This window comes from Vibrio nomapromontoriensis, from assembly GCF_050337205.1.
Taxonomy (GTDB): domain Bacteria; phylum Pseudomonadota; class Gammaproteobacteria; order Enterobacterales; family Vibrionaceae; genus Vibrio; species Vibrio nomapromontoriensis.
The window spans coordinates 392302-413055 of the sequence record NZ_JAKJSS010000009.1 but is presented as its reverse complement, the minus strand read 5'-3'; the positions used below and the strand labels follow the sequence as shown (position 1 = coordinate 413055).

At 43.9% G+C, this 20754-nt stretch carries 19 protein-coding genes; 9 read left to right on the top strand and 10 right to left on the bottom strand.

Annotated features, from left to right (window positions below; all coding sequences use genetic code 11):
* Positions 1-7: 7 nt before the first annotated feature.
* A complete protein-coding gene (locus tag L4D05_RS12915; RefSeq protein WP_428794261.1) occupies positions 8-598 on the top strand; it encodes an HAD family hydrolase in 591 nt (196 codons plus the stop codon).
* A gap of 26 nt (positions 599-624) precedes the next feature.
* Here the strand turns inward: L4D05_RS12915 and L4D05_RS12910 are convergent, their stop codons facing one another.
* The 8 genes from L4D05_RS12910 to L4D05_RS12875 form a co-directional block, all read right to left on the bottom strand.
* Positions 625-1578, bottom strand: coding sequence for a GGDEF domain-containing protein (locus tag L4D05_RS12910; protein WP_428794260.1), 954 nt, complete (start codon positions 1576-1578; stop codon positions 625-627).
* Between the two features lie 258 nt (positions 1579-1836).
* Positions 1837-4290 (bottom strand): family 20 glycosylhydrolase, encoded by a 2454-nt coding sequence (locus L4D05_RS12905; protein WP_428794259.1) that lies wholly within the window; start codon positions 4288-4290, stop codon positions 1837-1839.
* A 10-nt stretch (positions 4291-4300) separates the two neighbouring features.
* The gene (locus tag L4D05_RS12900; protein ID WP_428753157.1) at positions 4301-5020 is read right to left on the bottom strand and encodes an oligogalacturonate-specific porin KdgM family protein; all 720 of its coding nucleotides are present in this window, start codon (positions 5018-5020) and stop codon (positions 4301-4303) included.
* Between the two features lie 152 nt (positions 5021-5172).
* Positions 5173-5796 (bottom strand): bifunctional 4-hydroxy-2-oxoglutarate aldolase/2-dehydro-3-deoxy-phosphogluconate aldolase, encoded by a 624-nt coding sequence (locus L4D05_RS12895; protein WP_428794258.1) that lies wholly within the window; start codon positions 5794-5796, stop codon positions 5173-5175.
* Positions 5797-5806: 10 nt separating this feature from the next.
* On the bottom strand, positions 5807-6730 hold the full coding sequence (locus tag L4D05_RS12890; RefSeq protein WP_265674152.1) for a sugar kinase: 924 nt from the start codon (positions 6728-6730) through the stop codon (positions 5807-5809).
* Positions 6731-6821: 91 nt separating this feature from the next.
* On the bottom strand, positions 6822-8315 hold the full coding sequence (locus L4D05_RS12885; RefSeq protein ID WP_428753152.1) for a sodium:solute symporter family protein: 1494 nt from the start codon (positions 8313-8315) through the stop codon (positions 6822-6824).
* Between the two features lie 190 nt (positions 8316-8505).
* Positions 8506-8898, bottom strand: coding sequence for a RidA family protein (locus L4D05_RS12880; RefSeq protein ID WP_265674154.1), 393 nt, complete (start codon positions 8896-8898; stop codon positions 8506-8508).
* A 58-nt stretch (positions 8899-8956) separates the two neighbouring features.
* Positions 8957-10396 carry an N-acyl-D-amino-acid deacylase family protein gene (locus tag L4D05_RS12875; protein WP_428794294.1) on the bottom strand — a complete coding sequence of 480 codons (1440 nt, stop codon included), beginning with the start codon at positions 10394-10396 and terminating at the stop codon, positions 8957-8959.
* A gap of 198 nt (positions 10397-10594) precedes the next feature.
* On the opposite strand from L4D05_RS12875, the gene L4D05_RS12870 reads away from it, so the two are divergent.
* From L4D05_RS12870 to L4D05_RS12855, 4 genes are all read left to right on the top strand, one after another.
* Positions 10595-11848 (top strand): amino acid deaminase, encoded by a 1254-nt coding sequence (locus tag L4D05_RS12870; protein WP_428794257.1) that lies wholly within the window; start codon positions 10595-10597, stop codon positions 11846-11848.
* 10 nt (positions 11849-11858) lie between these two features.
* A complete protein-coding gene (locus L4D05_RS12865; protein ID WP_265674155.1) occupies positions 11859-12722 on the top strand; it encodes a MurR/RpiR family transcriptional regulator in 864 nt (287 codons plus the stop codon).
* Positions 12723-12953: 231 nt separating this feature from the next.
* Positions 12954-13172: a hypothetical protein gene (locus L4D05_RS12860; protein WP_428753148.1), complete on the top strand. Its 219-nt coding sequence runs from the start codon at positions 12954-12956 to the stop codon at positions 13170-13172.
* Positions 13150-13440 carry a hypothetical protein gene (locus L4D05_RS12855; RefSeq protein WP_428794256.1) on the top strand — a complete coding sequence of 97 codons (291 nt, stop codon included), beginning with the start codon at positions 13150-13152 and terminating at the stop codon, positions 13438-13440. The genes L4D05_RS12860 and L4D05_RS12855 overlap by 23 nt, the downstream gene beginning before the upstream one ends.
* Here the strand turns inward: L4D05_RS12855 and L4D05_RS12850 are convergent.
* Positions 13403-14413, bottom strand: a complete 1011-nt coding sequence (locus L4D05_RS12850) for an AraC family transcriptional regulator (protein ID WP_428753227.1) — start codon at positions 14411-14413, stop codon at positions 13403-13405. The two genes, L4D05_RS12855 and L4D05_RS12850, sit on opposite strands and share 38 nt — an antisense overlap.
* A 125-nt stretch (positions 14414-14538) precedes the next feature.
* Between L4D05_RS12850 and L4D05_RS12845 the strand changes: the two genes are divergently transcribed.
* The 4 genes from L4D05_RS12845 (at position 14539) to L4D05_RS12830 (ending at position 19077) form a co-directional block, all read left to right on the top strand.
* Complete coding sequence (locus L4D05_RS12845; protein WP_428794255.1) at positions 14539-14859, top strand: MFS transporter; 321 nt, start codon at positions 14539-14541, stop codon at positions 14857-14859.
* Positions 14853-16076, top strand: coding sequence for an HlyD family secretion protein (locus L4D05_RS12840; RefSeq protein WP_428794254.1), 1224 nt, complete (start codon positions 14853-14855; stop codon positions 16074-16076). Before L4D05_RS12845 ends, L4D05_RS12840 begins: the two co-directional genes overlap by 7 nt.
* Before the next feature lie 281 nt (positions 16077-16357).
* Positions 16358-17008, top strand: coding sequence for an isoprenoid biosynthesis glyoxalase ElbB (gene elbB / locus L4D05_RS12835; RefSeq protein WP_428794253.1), 651 nt, complete (start codon positions 16358-16360; stop codon positions 17006-17008).
* 227 nt (positions 17009-17235) lie between these two features.
* Entirely contained in the window at positions 17236-19077 is a 1842-nt protein-coding gene (locus tag L4D05_RS12830) for a DUF3413 domain-containing protein (protein WP_428794252.1), read from the top strand.
* Between the two features lie 67 nt (positions 19078-19144).
* Here L4D05_RS12830 and L4D05_RS12825 read toward each other — a convergent pair whose 3' ends face one another.
* The gene (locus L4D05_RS12825; RefSeq protein ID WP_428753140.1) at positions 19145-20506 is read right to left on the bottom strand and encodes an alpha-amylase family protein; all 1362 of its coding nucleotides are present in this window, start codon (positions 20504-20506) and stop codon (positions 19145-19147) included.
* Between the last annotated feature and the right edge of the window lie 248 nt (positions 20507-20754).

Sequence of the window (20754 nt, the reverse complement as noted above, 5' to 3'; positions counted from 1 at the left end):
ACTATTCTTGAGCCTGTATAAACTTAAAGCGATCGTATTTGATTTAGACAACACTCTCATTTCTTCAGATATCGACTTTACGCAGCTACGCCATCATCTCCAATGCCCACAAGATCGTGACCTTCTGATCCATTTAAAACAGTTTGATCTAGAAGAACAAAAACGATTAACCGATATTGTCAGAGAATACGAACTTAAAGACGCGGTAAGCAGCACACTTATGCCCGGTGCTGCCGAGTTGATTAGTTGGTTAAAGCAAAAGAGATATTACACAGCGGTGATTACTCGAAACTGTCGTCAGGCCGCGACTGCCAAAATACAAACCCATCAACTGCCCATCGAACACTTGCTAACCAGGGAAGAGTTTGCCCCTAAACCGGCGCCTGACGCGTTACATCATCTAATGAATCAGTGGCAACTCACCCCACAAGAAGTACTTTACGTAGGCGATCATTACTACGACATTGCAACAGCCAAAAACGCGGGTTGTCAAAGCTGTTTCATTGCCAACGAGAACATTGAAGCAAATATCCCCGCTCACGCTAACTTTTGTTTTTCGTCGCTAATAGGATTACTCCGCGCGCTCAAAGCACGTTAATCTCGCTTGGGTTAATCGTGCTTGTATTAGTCGCGATTATATTGATACATCGCTCTATCAGCGCGCTCCAATAGCTCATTGTGGTCAATGTCTTCTAACGGTGAGCATGACACGACCCCAACCTTATACCCCAGTTGATAAATACGAGGATGAGCGCTGTTGAACTTCATTATCTCTTCATCAAATCGAGTCATAGGATAGCGGGCGTCTATACCGGTTGTGCCCGACATTAGGACCACAAATTCATCTCCGCCGATACGGGCAATGACATCAGAGTCTCGAAAGTTATCAATTAACAATCGAGAAAAAGAGGTCAACGCATCATCACCAATAGAATGACCTAACGTATCGTTAATTTGCTTGAAATCATTCAAATCAAAATACGCTAAGCTGTATGGCTCCATTAGAAAACGACACTTACTGATCACCTTGTCTGCTAATTCATTAAAACCGCGTCGATTAGAGATCTGCGTTAATTCGTCGATGGTAGAGTTTAGATTGGCAACCAGTTCACCTTCTGCCAACTTTGCTAGGTCAATGAGGTCATGTACTTCTTGATCGGTAAAGTGGCGGGGATCTCGTCCTATGATACACAACGTCCCAACCCTAGCACCCTCAGTCAGTTTGAGGGGCACACCCGCATAAAAGCGTATCTTCGGATCACCTTTTACCAAGGGGTTATCCCAGAATCGACGATCAGCCAATGCGTCCGGAACGATAAATGGTTCATCACCGAGTATCGCGTGACCACAAAATGAAATATCTCGATGAGTTTCGGTAGCATCAATCCCAACCCCTGATTTAAACCACTGTCGCTGTTCATCAATCAAACTGACTAATGCAACATCAACATTAAACATACGTTTAGCTAGGCGGGTCACCCGATCAAATCGCTCTTCTCGCGGCGTATCTAAGATCTTTAGTTGGCGAAGAAGATGTATTCTGTAGTCTTCGTTGACGGGAATAGGTGGTGGTTGCATGGCATCATGATTCTCTTAACCCTAATTCATTTAAAACTAGTCGATATGTGCTCTATTTCCACTTGGATGTCAGCGGAAACAAGCAGTACAACCCGTATATCAGACCGCTATCACAAACTAAATGATGAGTGTATAGACAAATTTTCACTGACTCACTGAATTGCCCCATTCAACTTAGAAGTCCTCCTACCCTAACTCTTGATCAAAAAAGCGCCCCCCGATGGGAGCGCTCAAATTAATACCAGTTAAACAACGTGGCTACTTATTGGCTAACGCATGAAGCAACCTTTCCGTTGGCACTGTAATCGCAACAATCGTTTCGTCTTTGATCACCGCCACCGCATCGATCATCTTCTGATACTCTCTAATATCTGCTGAAGATAGCGTGTCTTGATTGCGTGCGCGCTCGATCAAAGTCTGTCCTAGCTGTGCAATGCTAACCGTCGACTTTGCTACATCAACCGTATCGATAGAAGCGATGTTATTAGCAAAAATCGTGGCTGAAGTTTCAGCTGCCGCCGCAACCTTGACATAGTGCAGTTCTAATCCATCTAGTGCGGTTTTATCACCCAATTGATAGGCTTGTACTAAATCGTTCATTTCATAGACGGCATAACTTTCTACAGCGAGTGCGTCGGCAAAACGATTTAAACGCTCATGTTGATTATACAAATCACCTGGAGTTTCAGTTTGAATCCACTTCTCCCAGTTACGTGCATAATATTGAGCTGGTTCGGTGTAGTCAGCCAGAGTCAACAAAGGCTGTGGATTTGCCCCGTTAGCCAATCTTTCAATTAGCACTCGTGCATTGGCATGATGACGCATTCCTACCGAGATCTCAGACCATGTATCTATCGCACGCATACGCTTATACATACTTGCTTCATCAGTCAACGTTTCGTCCGACCATAAACGTTCTGCAATAACATAACTACGAGGCCAGATGCGATTCTCAACCGTTAGTGAGTTATAGTTCTCACCCCATACCGTAATTTCACCACCAAGAATTAGGGCCTTTTCATCATCGGTAAGCTCTGCTGGGTATCCACCAGTTGGAGCTGGAATTGACGAGCCTTCTTTAGCAGAAGAAGCGACAATCTTACCGGTAGTCGGCCAACGAACATTGCCAATTAACTGGTAGCTTCCTTCAGCCAACAGCTCACCTGACAGATTAAGATTAAATTCGGTATACGACATAAAGTTGTCAAAGTGACCACGGAAGCTTTCCCCTGGTGTGTACTCGATGATGTTAACTTCAGTACGTGATTTACCATTGTAGTCTGTGAATGCACGAACTTTACCGTCTTTTGCTTGTATGATGGTCAGTAGACCTTTACGTGGACCACCTTTGGTACGCGGCTTTTCCCATTGGTAACTAACGAAACGTTCACCTTCATGAAGCTGATCATCCACGGTAATGCCTTGAGGCATTGGATCATTTCGATAATGGTAACTCGTTGGTTGTGGTTGATCTAGGTAGTAACCTGTTGATAGTAGACCTTGGTAACCTTCTTGTGCTGCGCGACCAATACTATCGTGGCCACGCCAACTTTGGATCACGATGGATTTTGGTAGATCTTTGTGCCAAATTTCATCCCAACCAGACATTTTTTTGCCTCGTTGTTCTAGCATCTTTTCAACTTTCGCGTTCAAGTAAGATTGTAAACCACGTTCACCATCCAACTTATTTTCTTTGATAAACGCTTGAATCGACGGATTTTCTTGCCATTGCTTATAATTTGGCTCATCACCACCAATATGGAAGTACTCATCTGGGAATAGCTCAACTACCTCATCAAACACGCTCTCTAACATCACGTACAAGTCAGGGTTAGTCGGATCCATTAGCGGTTCGAATACCCCCCACTCTCTTTGCTGTTCATAGCTTTGTTCACCCATACCAGACATTAAGTTTGGATAAGCGTGAGCGACAGCGGAAGCATGGCCTGGCAACGAGATTTCTGGAATAACACGAATACCACGCTGACGCGCATACTCAACGACATGGCGAATGTCATCTTTGGTGTAGTAATCACCATCGGTGGTGTCTTCCCACAGCTTGGTGTAGTTGTCGAGTTGAATACGTATGCCCTGATCATCCCATAGGTGCCAATGGAACACGTTCATTTTTGCCGATGCCATCGCATCAAGCTGTCGTAAAATAACCTCCATTTCAACAAAGTGACGAGATGTATCATAAGAAACCCCTCGCCAAGGGAAACGCGGTGCATCGTCAATATTTACTTCCGGTACGTGGTAGCCTTTTGCATCCGTGACAACAAGCTGAAGCAATGTTTCAATACCTCGGATTGCCCCGTAAGGACGATTAGCCTTTAATGTAATTTGACCATTTTTCGCGACTAGCTGGTAGGACTCATCAGCATCCATATCTTGCACATCATTTTGAGGCGCATCCGCAATATCAATAACAAACGTTGCCGAACTCTCAGAATCAGCGTTCCAATTTAAGGTAGGCAAACCGGTTTGTCTTTCTAGGCGTTCAATGAATCGCTTAGCGGTAAAGTCAACTCGCTCAGAACGATAACCTTTAATATAAATACTAAAATCTTTTGTTAGCTCAACTTGACCGGTTCCCAATTCGACCGATTGTGGATAAGGCATCAAATTAAGATCCGTGTTTGGTGCCGCCGCCCATGCCGTTGCTGACATCAATGAGCCAGCGACGAGCAATGATAATACATTCTTTTTCATTCTTACTTCCTTAGAATACAAAGTTTAATCCAATTCTATAGCGCCATTCCGTCTCGCCAGTATTTGGCGCTGGAATATAAATATTTTTATCAGCATCAACAATTTCAGCATACGGTCTCATGAAGCTAGAGTATTTATATAAAAACTTAAACGTATGCTCTCTCGCAGTTTGCTTACCATTAGCGAGCTCACCAGGGTGATTCGTTATTTGGTCGAAATAGGTATAGGCATAAGAGAACGTATACTTATCCGTGTTATATCCTGTCCACATATCGTAACGGTTGCGACGGATAGTTTCGTTTTCTCCTGCTGCATTTTTAGCTTCTGCACTTGAAAAGTCATATCGATAACGTCCGTGAATAAAGAATCCACTATCAAAGTTATAATTTAGCTTTAGATACGGCATATAAAAGGTATTTGAACTCATAAAGTTCATGGTTAAACCGGGATTTAAAACAAAGTTATCATTGACAGCATAGGTGTAGTAGTTAGTCACTTCTGTATTCGACAAACGTAAGTTACTGCCAAAGCTATCGCCGTAAGTCCCGTGGTTCACATTGGTCAGCATCTCAATGCCATAGCCGTTATCAAAATGGTGACCTAAAATAACTCGGCTACGATGACGGTCTGACGGATCTCGGTATTCGTGTCTTAGATCAAGATACGTAGTTGCCGAATATGCTGAAGAGGACATTAATATAAGTAATGCAGAAGGTATAATTTTATTCATAATAATTTTCTATCAAAGCAATATCGTGACGTGCCATATAAAACTCATACGGCAATGATCATCACTAAAAAAGTAAATTGCGCCTATAAAACAGCCATATGAATTATAATGGATGCTTTACATAACCTAATATTTAGATTGTTTTACTCGAGCTATTTAACACAATTAACGGCATCTTGAACTAAGATCGACAATTCATCCCATTTCTCGTCATCAATTAATTGTGGTGACACCATCCACGTACCACCACAACAGTGCACGCGATCAATGGCGAGATAATCATTAATATTTGATTTACTGATACCACCAGTTGGCATAAAGGCGACCTCTCCATAAGGCGCTAACAACGATTTAATCATTGGTAAGCCACCTGAAGCCTCGGCTGGGAAAAACTTCAAAAAGCTCAATCCCAACTCTAATGCTTGCTCTACCTGACTCGGGTTATTAACCCCAGGGACGATGGCAATACCTTTTTCTTGGCAGTACTTAACGGTTGTCGGGTTCAGGCCTGGAGCAACAATGAACTCAGCTCCGGAATCTATCGCGGTATCGACTTGCTCAGTCGTCAGCACCGTACCCGCACCAATGCATAGCTCAGGATAGGCTGCTCTCATTGCTCGGATTGCGTCAGCAGCGGCTTCCGTTCTAAATGTGACTTCTGCAACTGGTAAGCCATTTTCAACCAATACTTTTGCCAACGGGATAGCTTGTTCAACATGGTTAATTTGAATAACGGGTATTACTTTAAATTGTTTTAGTTTATCTATTAACGACATTACACTTCTCTTATATTAAATGGTCCATAGCACCCAACGGAATAACGGCACCAGGGTGTTGAATAACCGTAGACGCCAATTTGTGCCCTAATAACGCGGCATCATCGCCACTTTCACCTGTCAATCGAGCCGCTAAATATCCAGCGGCAAACGAATCCCCAGCTGCGCACGTGTCGACTACGTTTGCAACGAGGGTCGCAGCAACATAGCTTGCCGTTGGAGCGTCTGACTGCAAATCTGCAACAACCTTGCACGGCTCATGCCCACGCTTAATCACAAGCTCTGATACACCTAAACGTTGACAACGACTCTCTACCGACTCCTCGTTACCCCAAATCATCACGTCGTCATCTTCTGTCATTAACGCGATATCAACATGTGGCAATATGGCTTGGTACCAGTGTTTGGCTTCTGCAGTGCTCCAGAGTTGTGGACGAAAGTTATTATCAAAAATCACTTTCCCGCCACGAGATTTAAAAGACGTGATTGCGGAAAGTAATCGCTCTCTCGCGGAGTCATCAAGAATCGCAATACTAATTCCACTGACATAGAAAGCATCAAATTGATTCGTCGCCAATGCGATCTCTAATTTTGTCGCTACCAAAGAAAAATAGTGTCTAGCAGCGCTGTTTTCTCTCCAGTACAGAAACGTTCGTTCACCTGACGCATCCGTTTCGACTAAATATAAGCCAGGTTGTTTACCAACTATGGTTTCTACCAAATTCGTTTCAATCTGTTCATCTTGCCAATGTGACTTCATGTCAGATGAAAGCTGATCATCACCCAGACCAGTAGCATAAGAAACTTGAATGCCTCTTCGCTGGCCGAGTCGAGCCAAATATAGAGCCGTATTCAACGTGTCACCACCGAATGTTTTTCTCAGCGGTTCACCACTAAGCTCAACCATGCACTCGCCAAAAAACGCTATTTTCATGTTTATACCTTGGGAGAAATAGCTTAGGAACATTACCTAAGATAAATAGGTGAAAAATATGGAGCGTTTTGCAACGCTCCATTCCGCTTAATTACTCTGTCACAGGAGATGACTTAATTGTGGAACCAGAGGTATCACTCAGTTCCATCTGTGCTCTTTCCGCATCGAGAATTGCTTGCGCTTGCTCAGGAGTAACCGTATTAGCAGGAGTCAGCAAACTCACAACCACACCGGCTAGCGTCGCAACTAACACAGAAGGAATGACCGGGTTGCCCCAATACGTTGTCAATGCTGGGCTTAGCATTACCGTGAATGATGCACATGACGCACCTATCAAAGTCGCGATGGCACCTTGCCAGTTATAACGCTTCCAGAAACGTCCTAGCATGCCGCATACAAACATCCCAGACATTACGGTTGAAATCATTTTCGTGATGTAGCCAATGATATCGTTTGAAGTTAACGCAAATAACAGTGCGAAACCAATCACCACAATCAACGCCAGACGAGAATAGTTCAGCATGGATTCTTTGTTAGGCATACGTCCAGTAAACATCACGTACACATCACGAAGAAGAATCGATACACCAGCAATAGCATCAGAGCTAGCGCTCGACATCGTAGCCGAAAGACCTGCAATCAATACAATCATACCTACGCCTACCGGCAATACCGTCGCAGCTACATAAGGGAATGAAAAGTTAGGGTTTTCTAGCGATGGGTCAATCGCATGAGCAGCCATACCAATAATGGCAGGAATGATGGAGAAGAATAGATACAGCACACCAGACATCACAAATGAACGGCGAATGGTAGAAACATCTTTACCTGAGTATATGCGTTGACGGAACGACGGCGTAGCCAATACACCAACACCAATCACAACCGCAAGTGAGACAGCAGGTACTACACCTAACTTTTCAATCGCTAGGAAGCTTGTCGCGGCAGGGTCCATCGCAGCATAAAGGTTATCAAGACCACCGATGTACTGCACTGACATCACTGCCATCAAAATAAAGCCAACAAACAAAATAATCGCTTGAATGGTATCGGTCCAAACCACAGCCGTGTAACCGCCAATTACAACGTAAATCGTAAAGGCTGCGGCAATAATCACTTTGGCAACGTTTAAATCAATATCAGCAATCCATGCGAGATACATCCCGCCACCAAGAATATGGGCACCTAACCAACCAATAGAGGCGATAAAAATCAGCACACCAACAACATTTTTCACCACGCGATTAGCGCCAACGTAATACGCCAGTTCTTCACTCATGGTCATGAAATTGAGTTTACGTACAGGAGCAAACCATAGAGCTAACAACAAAATACCTAACGCACCACCAATGCCATACAAGGCACCAGCCCAGCCGTTAGCATAACCAAAGCCGACCGCGCCCATACTTGAGCCGGTTCCTACCATGGTGGCAACCGTGGTACCTAAAACAAGAAACAAAGGTAAGCCGCGGCCACCTAAAAGGAAGTCTTCCCCAGACTTTTGATTACGTGATACAAACCACCCTAACCAAATAAGAAAACACACATATATTCCGAAACCAGTTAAAAAGAGTGTACTGTTCATTGAACATCTCCAAATATAATTGTGGCGTGCATTAACCACTTATTGTTTTACGTTATTATCTAAAAGTAACATTTATTGGTTGAATAATTTTAATTCAAAGTGAATTTTTATTGTTATGTGAAGGGCATCATCATGCCCTTCTAATGTTACTTAATATACATCCCATTAATTATATTAATAGGAGTAACGCCTAAGCACGATCTGAGCGATAGCAAGTCACATCAACTTCTACTTTTACATCAACGACTAAGTCACAAACCATGCAGATACGTGCCGGTGGGTTAGCACCAAAAAACTCGCGGAATACTTTATTGAACGATTGGAAGTAACGAGAATCCGTCAGCACAACTTTAACATGCATCACATCTTCAAGGCCGTAGCCTGCTTCTTCCATAATGTCGACACAGTTTTGGATAGCAAGACGAGACTGATCGATAATGCCCCCTTCGACCACTTCACCATCGGTCATTGGTGTTTGACCAGAAACATAAAGAAAACCGCCCGCTTCTGTTGCTCTCGCAAACGGAAGATGCTGACCACCAGTACCCACACCACCTTCAACACCGTAACGTTTAATAGTCATTTTAACTCCAAAAATTATACTTAATTAATTACTTACCTAAATATTGATTAGATCAATATTACTCTTTATGTCGATAAATAAATCGACCAAACCTATTTTTTGCAACTTCTTTATTGCTATAGCTAATATTACCGTTAACTAGAACACAATCTATTCCATCAGCAACTGATATCGGGTTTTCAAATGTTGCCGTGTCTTTAATTCTATTTTTATCAAATATTACCAAATCAGCAAATGCGCCTTTTTCAATTATTCCACGCTGCTTCAAATTATATCGCTGTGCAGACAGCCCTGTCATTTTATGTACCGCTTCTTCAAGCGAGAATAGCTTTCTATCTCGGCAATAATGACTCAGTACTTTTGGGAACGTCCCCCATAATCGAGGATGCGGATGAGGGTCATTCGGCAAACCATCAGAACCCACCATCGTCAACCGGTACTTAAGAACACGCTCAACGTCCGCTTCATCCATACAATGATAAACCGCCCCGGCTGGTTGCAATGCCTTTGCCGCCTCAAGCAATGGTAAATCCATTTGTTTTGCGATGTCTTTTAGCATTTGCCCCGCAAACTTAGGGAAAGACTCCGACCATGTAATGAAAATATCAATTTCATCCGTAACTTGTTTAAGATCGAGTGTCGAAGAGCTAGCCGAATACGGGTAACAGTCACAAGAAACATCCTGATTTTTGACGGTTTCCTCCATCAACTCCAAAACCTCAACCGTTCTCCCCCAATTTCCCGCGCCTGCGCACTTCAAGTGAGAAATAACAACAGGCACCTTGGCATGTTTACCGGTTTCAAAAGCTTCTTCCATCGCCTCTAAAATCGCCTCAAACTCTGTTCTCATGTGTGTGGTATAGATGCCACCATGATCGGCGAGTACTTCAGCTAAGCTCATGACTTCTTCAGCCGTCGCTTGTTTGGCACTGGCATAAGCTAAACCAGAACTCAGACCAAGCGCTCCTTGCTGTAACGCTTGCGAAAGCGTTGCTTTCATAGACAATAGCTCGCTTTCACTTGCCTCACGAAGCAATTCATCCATGACGTTATTTCGTAACGTGGTGTGACCGACAAGTGCAGCAACGTTTACTGCTGGCTGTGCCGTCATCACGGCATCGGCATAATGCCCAAACGTTGGATACTTAAAATCCTTTTGCTGCCCCAACAAGTTCATCGGATCGGGTGGATCATTTGCTAACACAGCCGGAGACGCACTAATGCCACAATTTCCCACAATCACGGTCGTCACGCCCTGACTAATTTTAGGCAAACATTCTGGGTAGCGAATAACATTCGTGTCATCATGGGTATGAACATCAATAAAACCAGGGCTAAGCACTTTTCCCTGACCATCAATAACATGCTTAGCTAACCCTGCATCCATTGGTGCAATCTCAGCAATTCGATCACCAAGAATTGCCACATCCGAAAAATACGCTTTAGAGCTCATTCCATCGACAATTTCTACGTTTTTTATAATGATGTCGAACAACATAGTCATCTCTCTTATTCCCATTCATTTCACGAAGCCTATGTTAGAAACTATCCTTAAACATTTCAGTGACCAAACACACAATTATCACCATGAAGTTTGATAGTTTCTAACACAACATCTAATATACCCTTAATCAAATCACTAAAAACAACAACTTACATTAAGTTATCTAACATTTCTTGTCCGGGGAAAAATATTATGAATGATAGAAACAATCACAAACTAATGGATTTCTCATCCATTAGAGGCATGAAAGGATTACCTATTACCTCTCACCAAGAGCACCGTTACTACGTGACTAACGAGGACATTAGCTTGCCGGTTGCCGTCATCAATAAGCGAGCTCTAGAACACAACATGGACTGGATGCAACAATTTGCGCTTCACCATAACGTAAAGCTATGTCCGCATGGGAAAACCACCATGACACCCGCGTTTTTCCAGCAACAAAAGGAGAAAGGCGCTTGGGGGATTACCGTTGCCACCGCACCACAAGCAGAAATAGCCGCTCACAGCGGTATGACTAATATTATTATGGCGAACCAGCTTGTCGGCAAAACCAATATGGCGATCATTTCTCGCCTAATCGAAGAGACGGAAAGCCAAGTCATATGCTGTGTTGATTCCCAAACCAACGTTGAGCAACTCAATACCTTCTTTGCGGCAAAAAACCAAACGATTAACGTACTCATTGAACTAGGCGTGGAAGGCGGTCGATGTGGGGTAAGAAACCACGATGATGTCATTACGCTAGCGCAATACATCGATGCAAAATCCAACGTCAAACTCGTTGGTATTGAAGTTTATGAAGGCGTTATTCATGGCGGAGATGAAGAGCAACGAGTTCGTGACCTATTAACATCCACCATCCAGTTAGGTCGCCAGTTACTCAGCGATAAGCTTCTTCCCTCACTACCCATTCTCACTGGAGCTGGGTCGGCATGGTATGACGTCGTTGCAGAAACGCTGGCAAACCTCGATGACTTTGAAGCCATCATTCGCCCTGGCTGTTATGTTATCCATGACACGGGTATTTATCTGGAAGCACAAGAAAAAGTCATGGCACGAGCGCAAAAAAATAGTGGTTTTGCCTGTGATTTAGGAGGTGACCTTACCTCTTCCCTTGAAGTCTGGGCTTACGTGATTTCAAGACCTGAACCCAATAAAGCCGTGATTGGATTGGGCAAACGGGATGTCGCCTTTGACGCTGGACTGCCAACCGCTGAACGCCGCTATCGTGACGGGAAAGCACTACCGGTAAATGGTATCACCACGACTAATGTCATGGATCAACATACATTTTTGGAGATTCCAACTGACTCCGATATCCAAGTTGGTGATATGATAGCGTTTTCAACTTCGCATCCATGCCTAACGTTTGACAAGTGGCGCTATATTGCCATCAGTGATGATGAACACGTTGTAGAACAATGGGTTGAAACGGCTTTCTAAGGAAAAAACTGTGAATGTAGACGTCGATATTATTTCGCAAATAACTGAGCGCTATAGTGCGCTTCGTGATGCAGAAAAAAAAGTAGCCGATTTAGTGATGGATGATGTCAGTAGTGCAGCTAACGCCAGCATCACCGAGTTAGCTCAACAGGCTAATGTCAGTGAAGCGACCATTACGCGCTTCGCAAAAGCGGTTGGATGCATTAATGTTCGTGATCTCAAGATTAAGCTTGCCCAGTCTCTCGCCGTTGGCCAGCGGTTCATTATTGAGCCGCCCGATCATACTAGCCACCAAGGTATTTATGAGTCGATTAAACAAGCTCTCGACATCAACCGAGCGCTAATCAATGAGCAAGATATTACCCAAGCCGTTGCCATGCTTCACTCTGCAAGACAAGTCATAGCAATCGGTGTGGGCGGCGGATCCACTATTACCTCGCAAGAGCTACAGCACCGTCTGTTTCGCTTAGGCTACCCGGTTGTTGCCTATAATGATGGCTTGCTGACTCGTATGGTTGCCGCGACCGCCGATCCAAATGATGTGATGGTGTTAATTTCGGCTACGGGACATACACCACAAGTGATTGAATCTGCAGTGATTGCAAAAGAATATGGTGTTAAATTGATCGCGATTACACCAGCCGATTCTCCATTGGCAAATACCTGCGACATAGTGCTGCCCATCATTCACCAAGAAACGGATTTTATTTATAAGCCATCCGCTTCTCGCTATGCCATGTTAGCGTTGGTCGACGTGCTTTCTATGGAGTTGGCGGTGAATCACAAACGTCGCTCCCGAGATCGCCTGCGACGGCTTAAACTGGCTCTCGATTCGCATCGAACAGGCAGTGATCGCCAACCTTTAGGTGACTAGCCGTGCTTATAGGCTTTATGCCAACCATGAGTATTAGGTAAATCCCGCAAATAATTCTAAAGCTGCATTCGTGCAGCTTTTTTGATCTTCTCACGACTCATGCGACCAATATCCGATTAACCAAAACACCCACTTTCACAGTATTAATACAAACCGTATCCAGTTGTTCATGTTTGATTCAGAATCAGGGCGGTATGCTATCCCCCTACTCGCTTTTTATCAGAGGTTACTATGAAAAACTTACTTATTACCATTAGCGCGTTGATCATTGGTTTCTTTGCGATGATATTCAGTTTGCTAATGGCAATCCCACTGGCCATCGCCGCATTTATTACTGGCAACCGTATTAAAAAGCAGATGGAACAACAATTAAACAACCAACAATTCCGCCAAGACGCCGCCTCTGGAGCGACTATCGAAGGTGAATATGAAAACGTCTCAACCAAATAGCCAGCCGCAGCGGTTAAAAGCACGGCACAGCCGAAAAATGGTTGCCTTTGTGTTTTATCTAGCAGTATTTATCAGTGCCGGAGTCATGGGATGCGACAACCGCACTCTGTCAGATTGGGATAATCAAAATACGCAGAAACTAACCACTCCTCAAGCCCAATATTCAAATGAAATGACGCGACATCATCGCGTCATTTCACCCTCACCATCATTAGTGACGTTCCCTTTTTCTAGTATGCCGACAGGTAATTCTGACGATATTGCGTAGGGGTGATACCGCGGTACTTTTTAAACATACGACTAAAACTTGTCAGATTACGATAACCGAGACGAGAGGCGATCTGTTCAAAGGGCATCCCGAGAACAATCATATTTGCCGCTTCTCCTGAGAGAACAAACCCCACAATCGAAGTAAAATTCAACCCTGAAGATTGCAACCTCCGCTGCAATTGCTGCTCAGATAAAGACAAAAGACTAGACACCCGCTTTAACGTCGGCAGGCCAGAATGACGGGCGTAGTTCACCACTTCATACAGAACCTTCATATGATCTTGTGGATCAGGCATGTTCAGGTAATTATCAAGGTCGGCAAAACTCATCGATAGTTTATCAGCCGCTATGGATGGTACTTTACTCCCTTCAAGGCGGAGTTTGTTAGGTAACCAAACTTCAACTTGGTTATGCCCCCACTCAATGGGACAGCCAAAATACTCCTGATACTTTTGAGTGTTGACTCGTGATCCCGGTATGCAAATACGGTCAGGCGTAAATTGACTGCCCAGATAACGCATCAGTACATTGCACATAAAATTAGCCACTCGAATGCCATCGTGCACTTTTCCCCGAGCTGAAATCGAATCATTTAAGTAGGTCCACTTAACTAATGGCCCAACAGCTTCTCCCCTAAAGAAAGCGCCCGACTGAATACAGGTCACTCCAAAATTAATTCTGCGAATGGCAGACGCTAAATCATGGCCAGAAAAAAACCAACGACTGATAGAACCCAACTGCTCTAAGTTTCCCCTACGCACCAAATTAAGGACTGCGTCAGGATCACCCGTCACCGCCTCGATATTTTCGTAGTAGTGATTAAGAACAGAGACTGGTATTAAAGTCATTGAAGAATCAAATACGGAACTAGGGATGCCAAACACCGCGGTTTTAACACCATATGTGGCGTACAACCCTTCCATCAACCCTTTAATCGCTATTGCACGTACAAAATGAACATTTTCGAACATCCCCTTCACCACTAGCATCAATTCAATCAAGTATTGATGATTTTTGATGAAATCAATCATTTTGTAAATCAATATTTCGTAGTCGCATAGACTCTGCACTCTTCGTAAGAACAAGAGAGCAAACAATGAGTTTATTAAGTGTCCCGTTTGTGGGGACAGGAGCCGATACCGCACTACACATTGTGTCCGCCGTGATGCTAGTCGCCACTATTAGCGCCGCTATTTATGGCTTCTGGCGTATTCATGACCTGCCTATCAATAAGGCTCATCGCCATGATCATCATCAATTAGGCTTAATTACCACGCTCACTTGGATTGGTTTTGTCTGGCACTGGGTGTGGGTCATCGCCGTTATCATCGCGTTTGTGGATATGGAAAAAGCCATCATTCGATTGAGAGACATTTGGTTAGGTAAACACGACAACGTGGAGGATACAGCATGCTAGAAGGGTTAGCGGTATGGGCTTTATTTATCTACTTACTACGCCTAGTTGGTATGCCGTGGAACAAGCTTTCCAAAGGCTTTGCTTATATTGGCGGAATCAGTTGGTTACTTTTCGTTTGGGTCGGACTCATCAATTACACCCCTATGGATTTATCCGGCGGTTCTTTAGTACAAGCGCCACATATCCAACTGCGTCCAGATTCGTCCAATGTCTCTGGAAAAATCATTAAATTGCATATTAAGCCCAACCAGCAATTAGAAAAGGGGCAACTCATCTACGAAATTGATCCCAAGCCATATCAAATTGCTTTTGATCAATCACTGATTCAGCGTGATATTGCAAAAGGCGCCTATGACAGTGCTATTCAGGATGTTGACATCGCTGAATCCAATTATGACTCGATGCTAAAAAGTGTACAAACATCAAAGAGTCAGCTTCGTTCGGCATCGGTTGACTATCAATTGCAGACAAAGATGCTCAAGCGCTATCAAGAACAAAATTCAGCGGTGAGTAATACCATCACTGAAAGCGACATCGACAAGCAAATCAGTCTTGTTGAGATGGCAAGACACAAAGTCAATACCATTAGTTCACAACTCGATAAAAAGAAAATCGATGCTCAGAAAGCCTTTTTGGCTATCAATAAATCACAGCTAGCGGTTGAAAGCAGGAACAATGACTTGAAAGCCGCAGATGAATCCATTGAACGAGCGAAATGGGATCTCGACAGCACTCAAGTCACCGCGCCTAGTGATGGCTTTGTCACCAACTTTATTTTACGTGAAGGTCAGCTTTTATCTCGGGTGCCGAGAATACAAATGTACACCAACGAAAAGTACGTTTTAATGCGAGTCAATCATCAAGCGATCCGCAATATCAAGCCTGGTCAACCCGCTGAATTTTCCACCTCGGTATACCCAGGACATGTCTTCGCCGCAGAAGTAGAAGGGATCATTGAAGCAACAGGTGAATCACAAGGAACATTACTCGGCTTAGATCAATCTGTGCGAGCGACCACAGGCAAAAACCTAAACAATAAACATCACTTTGTACGGTTAAAAGTGTATGAAACCGCTGGCTATGATATCCCTGTTGGTGCTGTCGGGCTTGCTTGGATAAGTGGAGAAAAACCCATCGCGTTCCTTGGTTTTCTGGATGTGATACGGGGCATCATTTTAAGAATGAAGTCTCAGCTTTACTACTTCTACTCAATTTAATGTGTCTAGATATCCCTACATAAAAAGAACCGGGTAAAATAACTCAGGTTAGCTTTCCAGTGTGTTAGCCACTCTCATAGAGTGGCTTTTTACTAATAAGTCTTAGCAATTAACGCCTAGTAAAGCTGCGGACTTCAATCGTTCGAGCTCGCTGTAATAGCGATAAGCGGCTAACACATCACGTTCTGTCAATAAGTAGCAATCTTTACTGCAATTAACAGACAGGAGGAGCAGTTTCATACTAATATCATTAGGTTATGAATATTAAAAAGGCAACCACCATGAAAAAAATAGCGGTCATACTTAGCGGCTGTGGCGTTTACGATGGCGCAGAAATACACGAATCGGTATTAGCGCTACATGCAATCGAAAAAGCAGGGGCAACATGGCATTGTTTCGCGCCGGATATTGAACAGTTACACGTCGTTAACCACCTTACCGGTGATACCACAACGGAAACTCGCAATGTCCTCGTGGAAGCAGCACGCATTGCCCGTGGCAACATTAGCAATGTCAATAAACTGCACACCAGTGATTATGACGCGTTGCTCGTTCCTGGTGGATTTGGCGCGGCAAAAAACCTGACCGACTTCGCAATCAATGGCGCAGAATGTTCCATCAATGCGGATGTCGCACAAGCCTGTCGCTCCTTTGCTCAAGCAGGAAAACCAGCGGGTTACCTCTGTATCGCTCCGGTCATTATTCCCATGGTTTATCCTCAAGGGGTCAACGGCACAATAGGGACAGACCATGGTACTGCGCAAGGGTTTCTAGGATTGGGTGGAGAACATGTTAATTGTAACGTAGATGATGTCGTCTATGACAAGCAACACAATGTCCTTTCCACTCCTGCTTACATGGAAGCCCAGACATTATCACAAGCCGCAAACGGCATCGAAAAGCTCGTCGCACAACTGGTCAAACTGGCATGATCAAGTGAAATTGCTCCACATTGATAATGCATTGACATTTGTTACTTTTCGCCACAGTAACCTATCGTTCGACGTAACTGCATGGGTTAAAGCGAAAAGTAACGATTTGTCACCAATCACTCTTTTTCGTTTCAATTTTATGTCTCACTCCCCTACAATGTGCCACATCCTAATCTCAGGTTACTGACCTGTTGTATTAACGTTACTTAGTAAATTGGTTAATCAAAATGTTAAAACTATTTAAAACGCGCTTAAGTGCTTATTATGAGTTCCTTATTCTCAATGCGTTGCTGGCCACGCTGATTGGCGTTCGCTACTTCTTATACTTTCCAGAGCTGCCCTTTGATGGCATCCAAACCACATTTGCTGCAACAAGTCTCTTTAGTCACATGAGCCTATTAGCGTTAGTGTTTTGGTTACTGGGATTGGCTCTTTGCGTTCTCCCTCTCAAGATTAAAAGACCTATTCTTGCTCTTATCGCGACCTTAGGTCTGACGTTTTTATTCGTTGATACCATGGTGTTTGGTTTCTATCGATTCCACCTAAATTATCCAGTGCTATCACTGGTCATGTCTGGTCAAATTGTAGAGTTCCCACTATCTGCATGGGCAATGCTTGTTGCCGGACTTGGCGGTGTATTTGCACTGCAATGGTGGGCGCTAGGTCGAATGGAAAGCCAATCTTTTGGCTTCACTAAATCACTACGTAAAATCTTTTTCCCACTGTTTTTAGTCACGACATTGACCAGCCATGGCATTCACATCTGGGCATCGGCTACAACCTATCAGCCAGTAACATTTGTAAACCAATACTTGCCCGTGTTTTACCCAACGATTGCCAACTCTTTCCTAATCAAACATGGATGGCTTGACCGAGCAGAGCTTGAAAAAAGTCAGGCAAAAACGCCAAAAATCCAAGGCGGTTTGAATTACCCTATCCACCCATTGGTGGGCGACGCTCCAGCTCAACCAAAAAACATCATGTTAATCCTGATTGACTCATGGCGACCAGATACTGTAACACCGCAATACATGCCAACCGTGTATGAGATGTCTAAAGAAGGCGTATCTTTTGACAAACACTACGCATCGGGAAACGCAACTCGCATGGGCACATTTGGTCTATTCTACGGACTACCGGGTCCATACTGGCACCCAATGCTAGCCAACCAGCGTCCAACCGTATTGATGGATAGATTGCAACAACTCGACTATCAAATTGGTGTGTTTACCTCTGCGCACATTGAGTCGCCTGAGTTCAATCGTACTATTTTTGCCAAGATCCCTAACTTACGTCTTCGTGGTCAATCAAAAGGTAATGCCTCAGACAGAGACATTGAATTAGTGGAAGATTGGAAGACTTGGTACGACAACCGTACCGACAAACCAACCTTTTCATTTATGTTCTTTGATGCGCCACACGGCTTCGTATTCCCTAAAGATTACCAGCCAAGATTTGAGCCAATGTCTGGGCCCAATAACCCGTTTGTTCGCAGTAATGATTCGGATCCAGAGCCAGTATTGAATCGTTATCGCACCAGCACACATTTTGTTGACAGCAAAATTAAAGAAGTGGTTGAGAAGCTTAAAGCGGAAGGCACGTACGACGATACATTAATCATTGTCACGGGTGACCATGGGGAAGAGTTTAACGACAACGGACAAAACTTCTGGGGTCACAACGGCAACTTTACCGAGGCGCAAATCAAAGTACCATTTATCATGCTAGGGGCGGGTATAGACAAAGCCAGCAACCAATGGCCAGCAGGTATGATGACTACCCACTTTGATCTTGTCCCAACGCTGATGAAAAACTACTTAGGCGTCACCAACAATCTCAAAGACTACACCATTGGTGAAGACCTCTTAGGAGAAGCGGTTGATCGACCGTTTACCATCGTTGCTGACTATGGTGACTACTCTATAGTGTCACAAGATAAAATCTTCTCGTTGAAAGGTAACGGACTATACGAAGTCAGAGACGGCAGCAACCGACTGCTACCAGAACAAGAGATTGATCGTGAACGTATGCAATACGCGTTAGAAGTGCTAACTCGATACACAAAATAGCCGGGTCACCCCTTTAATTAGTGCAATTAAAAACGGAAGAAGCGGTCGCTTCTTCCGTTTTTTTCATTCAGTCGCCTCGTGCCTTGGTATAGAAAACTTCTGCACTACACCTCGCAACTCGCACCTCTCCTTGAGTGTCCTTTTGACGAGTATCAAAGGCGGACACTAACTGAATCGTCGGCTCAATAGATATGGTCTTATCGCGCTGAGATTTATTAATCACGACTAAACCTTTACTGCCACGAGTGAAGGCAAGAATATCTTCATTGGCTTCTATCACCTCAAAGCTCTCACCATGCATACGATGATAAAACTCAATCAACCGCGATAGTTTAGGATCTTTCCAGCTGTTGACCCACCTTGGCTGCCCTTGTTGATTGGTGATCCCACTAGGATCCAAATCCGCATAAATGAGCGGAACCCCACCATCTCGACCTAAGATATATACATAAGCAAGCCATTCATTTTGCTCTGTTAATACCAAATTTTTGAATACATCATTGTTGGGAATGTCATGGGTAGTTGCAAACGTTATTGAACGAGCGTTGGTGAGGGCTTGACCAAAACAATAAGGGTCAATAAGCGAGGCCATACTCCCTTCATTTTCTAACACGTCAAACAAGGTATTAAACAATGGAAAGTCATACGCCGAAAGACGAGTTTCTTCCAAATATGGCTGCAAAAACAGCTCATATTCTTCTTTAGTTGCACCACCATCAGTAATGATTTCCCCGAAGACGTGCATTCCATCCGTGATATCGTCGGTGAATACCGCCTGAATATGTTCTAGGCTGAGGTGCTTTGCCGCATCAATACGGTAGCCTCGAACCCCAAGATCCTTCATCGCACGTAAATATGCTTGCTGCTGTTCAATCACCCGCAGAGCCGTTCTTAAGGTTGGCAAGCCAGGATCCTTGGGACCTCCCGTCAGCCGTCCATTTTGAACCTCCCATCGATCTTTCCAATTTTTAATACCAAATGCCTCAACAAAGTCATTTTCATCAAAAAGTGGCTCACTAAGATCCCCAAATAGCTTTTGTTGTTCAAAGTACTGACGATGAGAACGATACTGTTCTAGGTCTGAAGAACTCGGATACTGAAGGTCTAATCTAATACTGGATTCATTGGCCATATGATTAAAGACCACATCGATATATACCCATAAATCAAGTGTATTAAGGGTTAACATCATTGCTTTGAAATCTTCGGTATTACCCAGTTTATTATCAATCACTCGATAGTCTTGCGGTTGATAAAGCTGCCACCATTGAACAGACGTAGATTGTCTAAATGATTTCATCGGAGGTGAAACCAGTATCGTCTTATAGCCTGCAGCTTTAATCTCTTGTGCTCTTTCTGTTACCAATGCATATGGCCAATCAAAGGCATGCAGAATGACATTACTCTGGCTCAGTGCCGAATGTGACATGTTGACTCCTGTCAATAATGCGTGTGTGACTCTATCAGCCATTATATCGAAACTAACCATGCCCAAATCCTCCTCTACTCGCTTTCTTTTGTATGAGAAGCTAGGCGTAGCTATCACTTGGTATTGAAAACGACACTCGTGCTATAACCATTGATAGCTTCTATCACCGCTACTGCCGAAGAATTAGGCATAAAAAAACGCGCCGTTAAAGGCGCGTTAATCTCTCTCTACCAGTCTATCTGACTTCA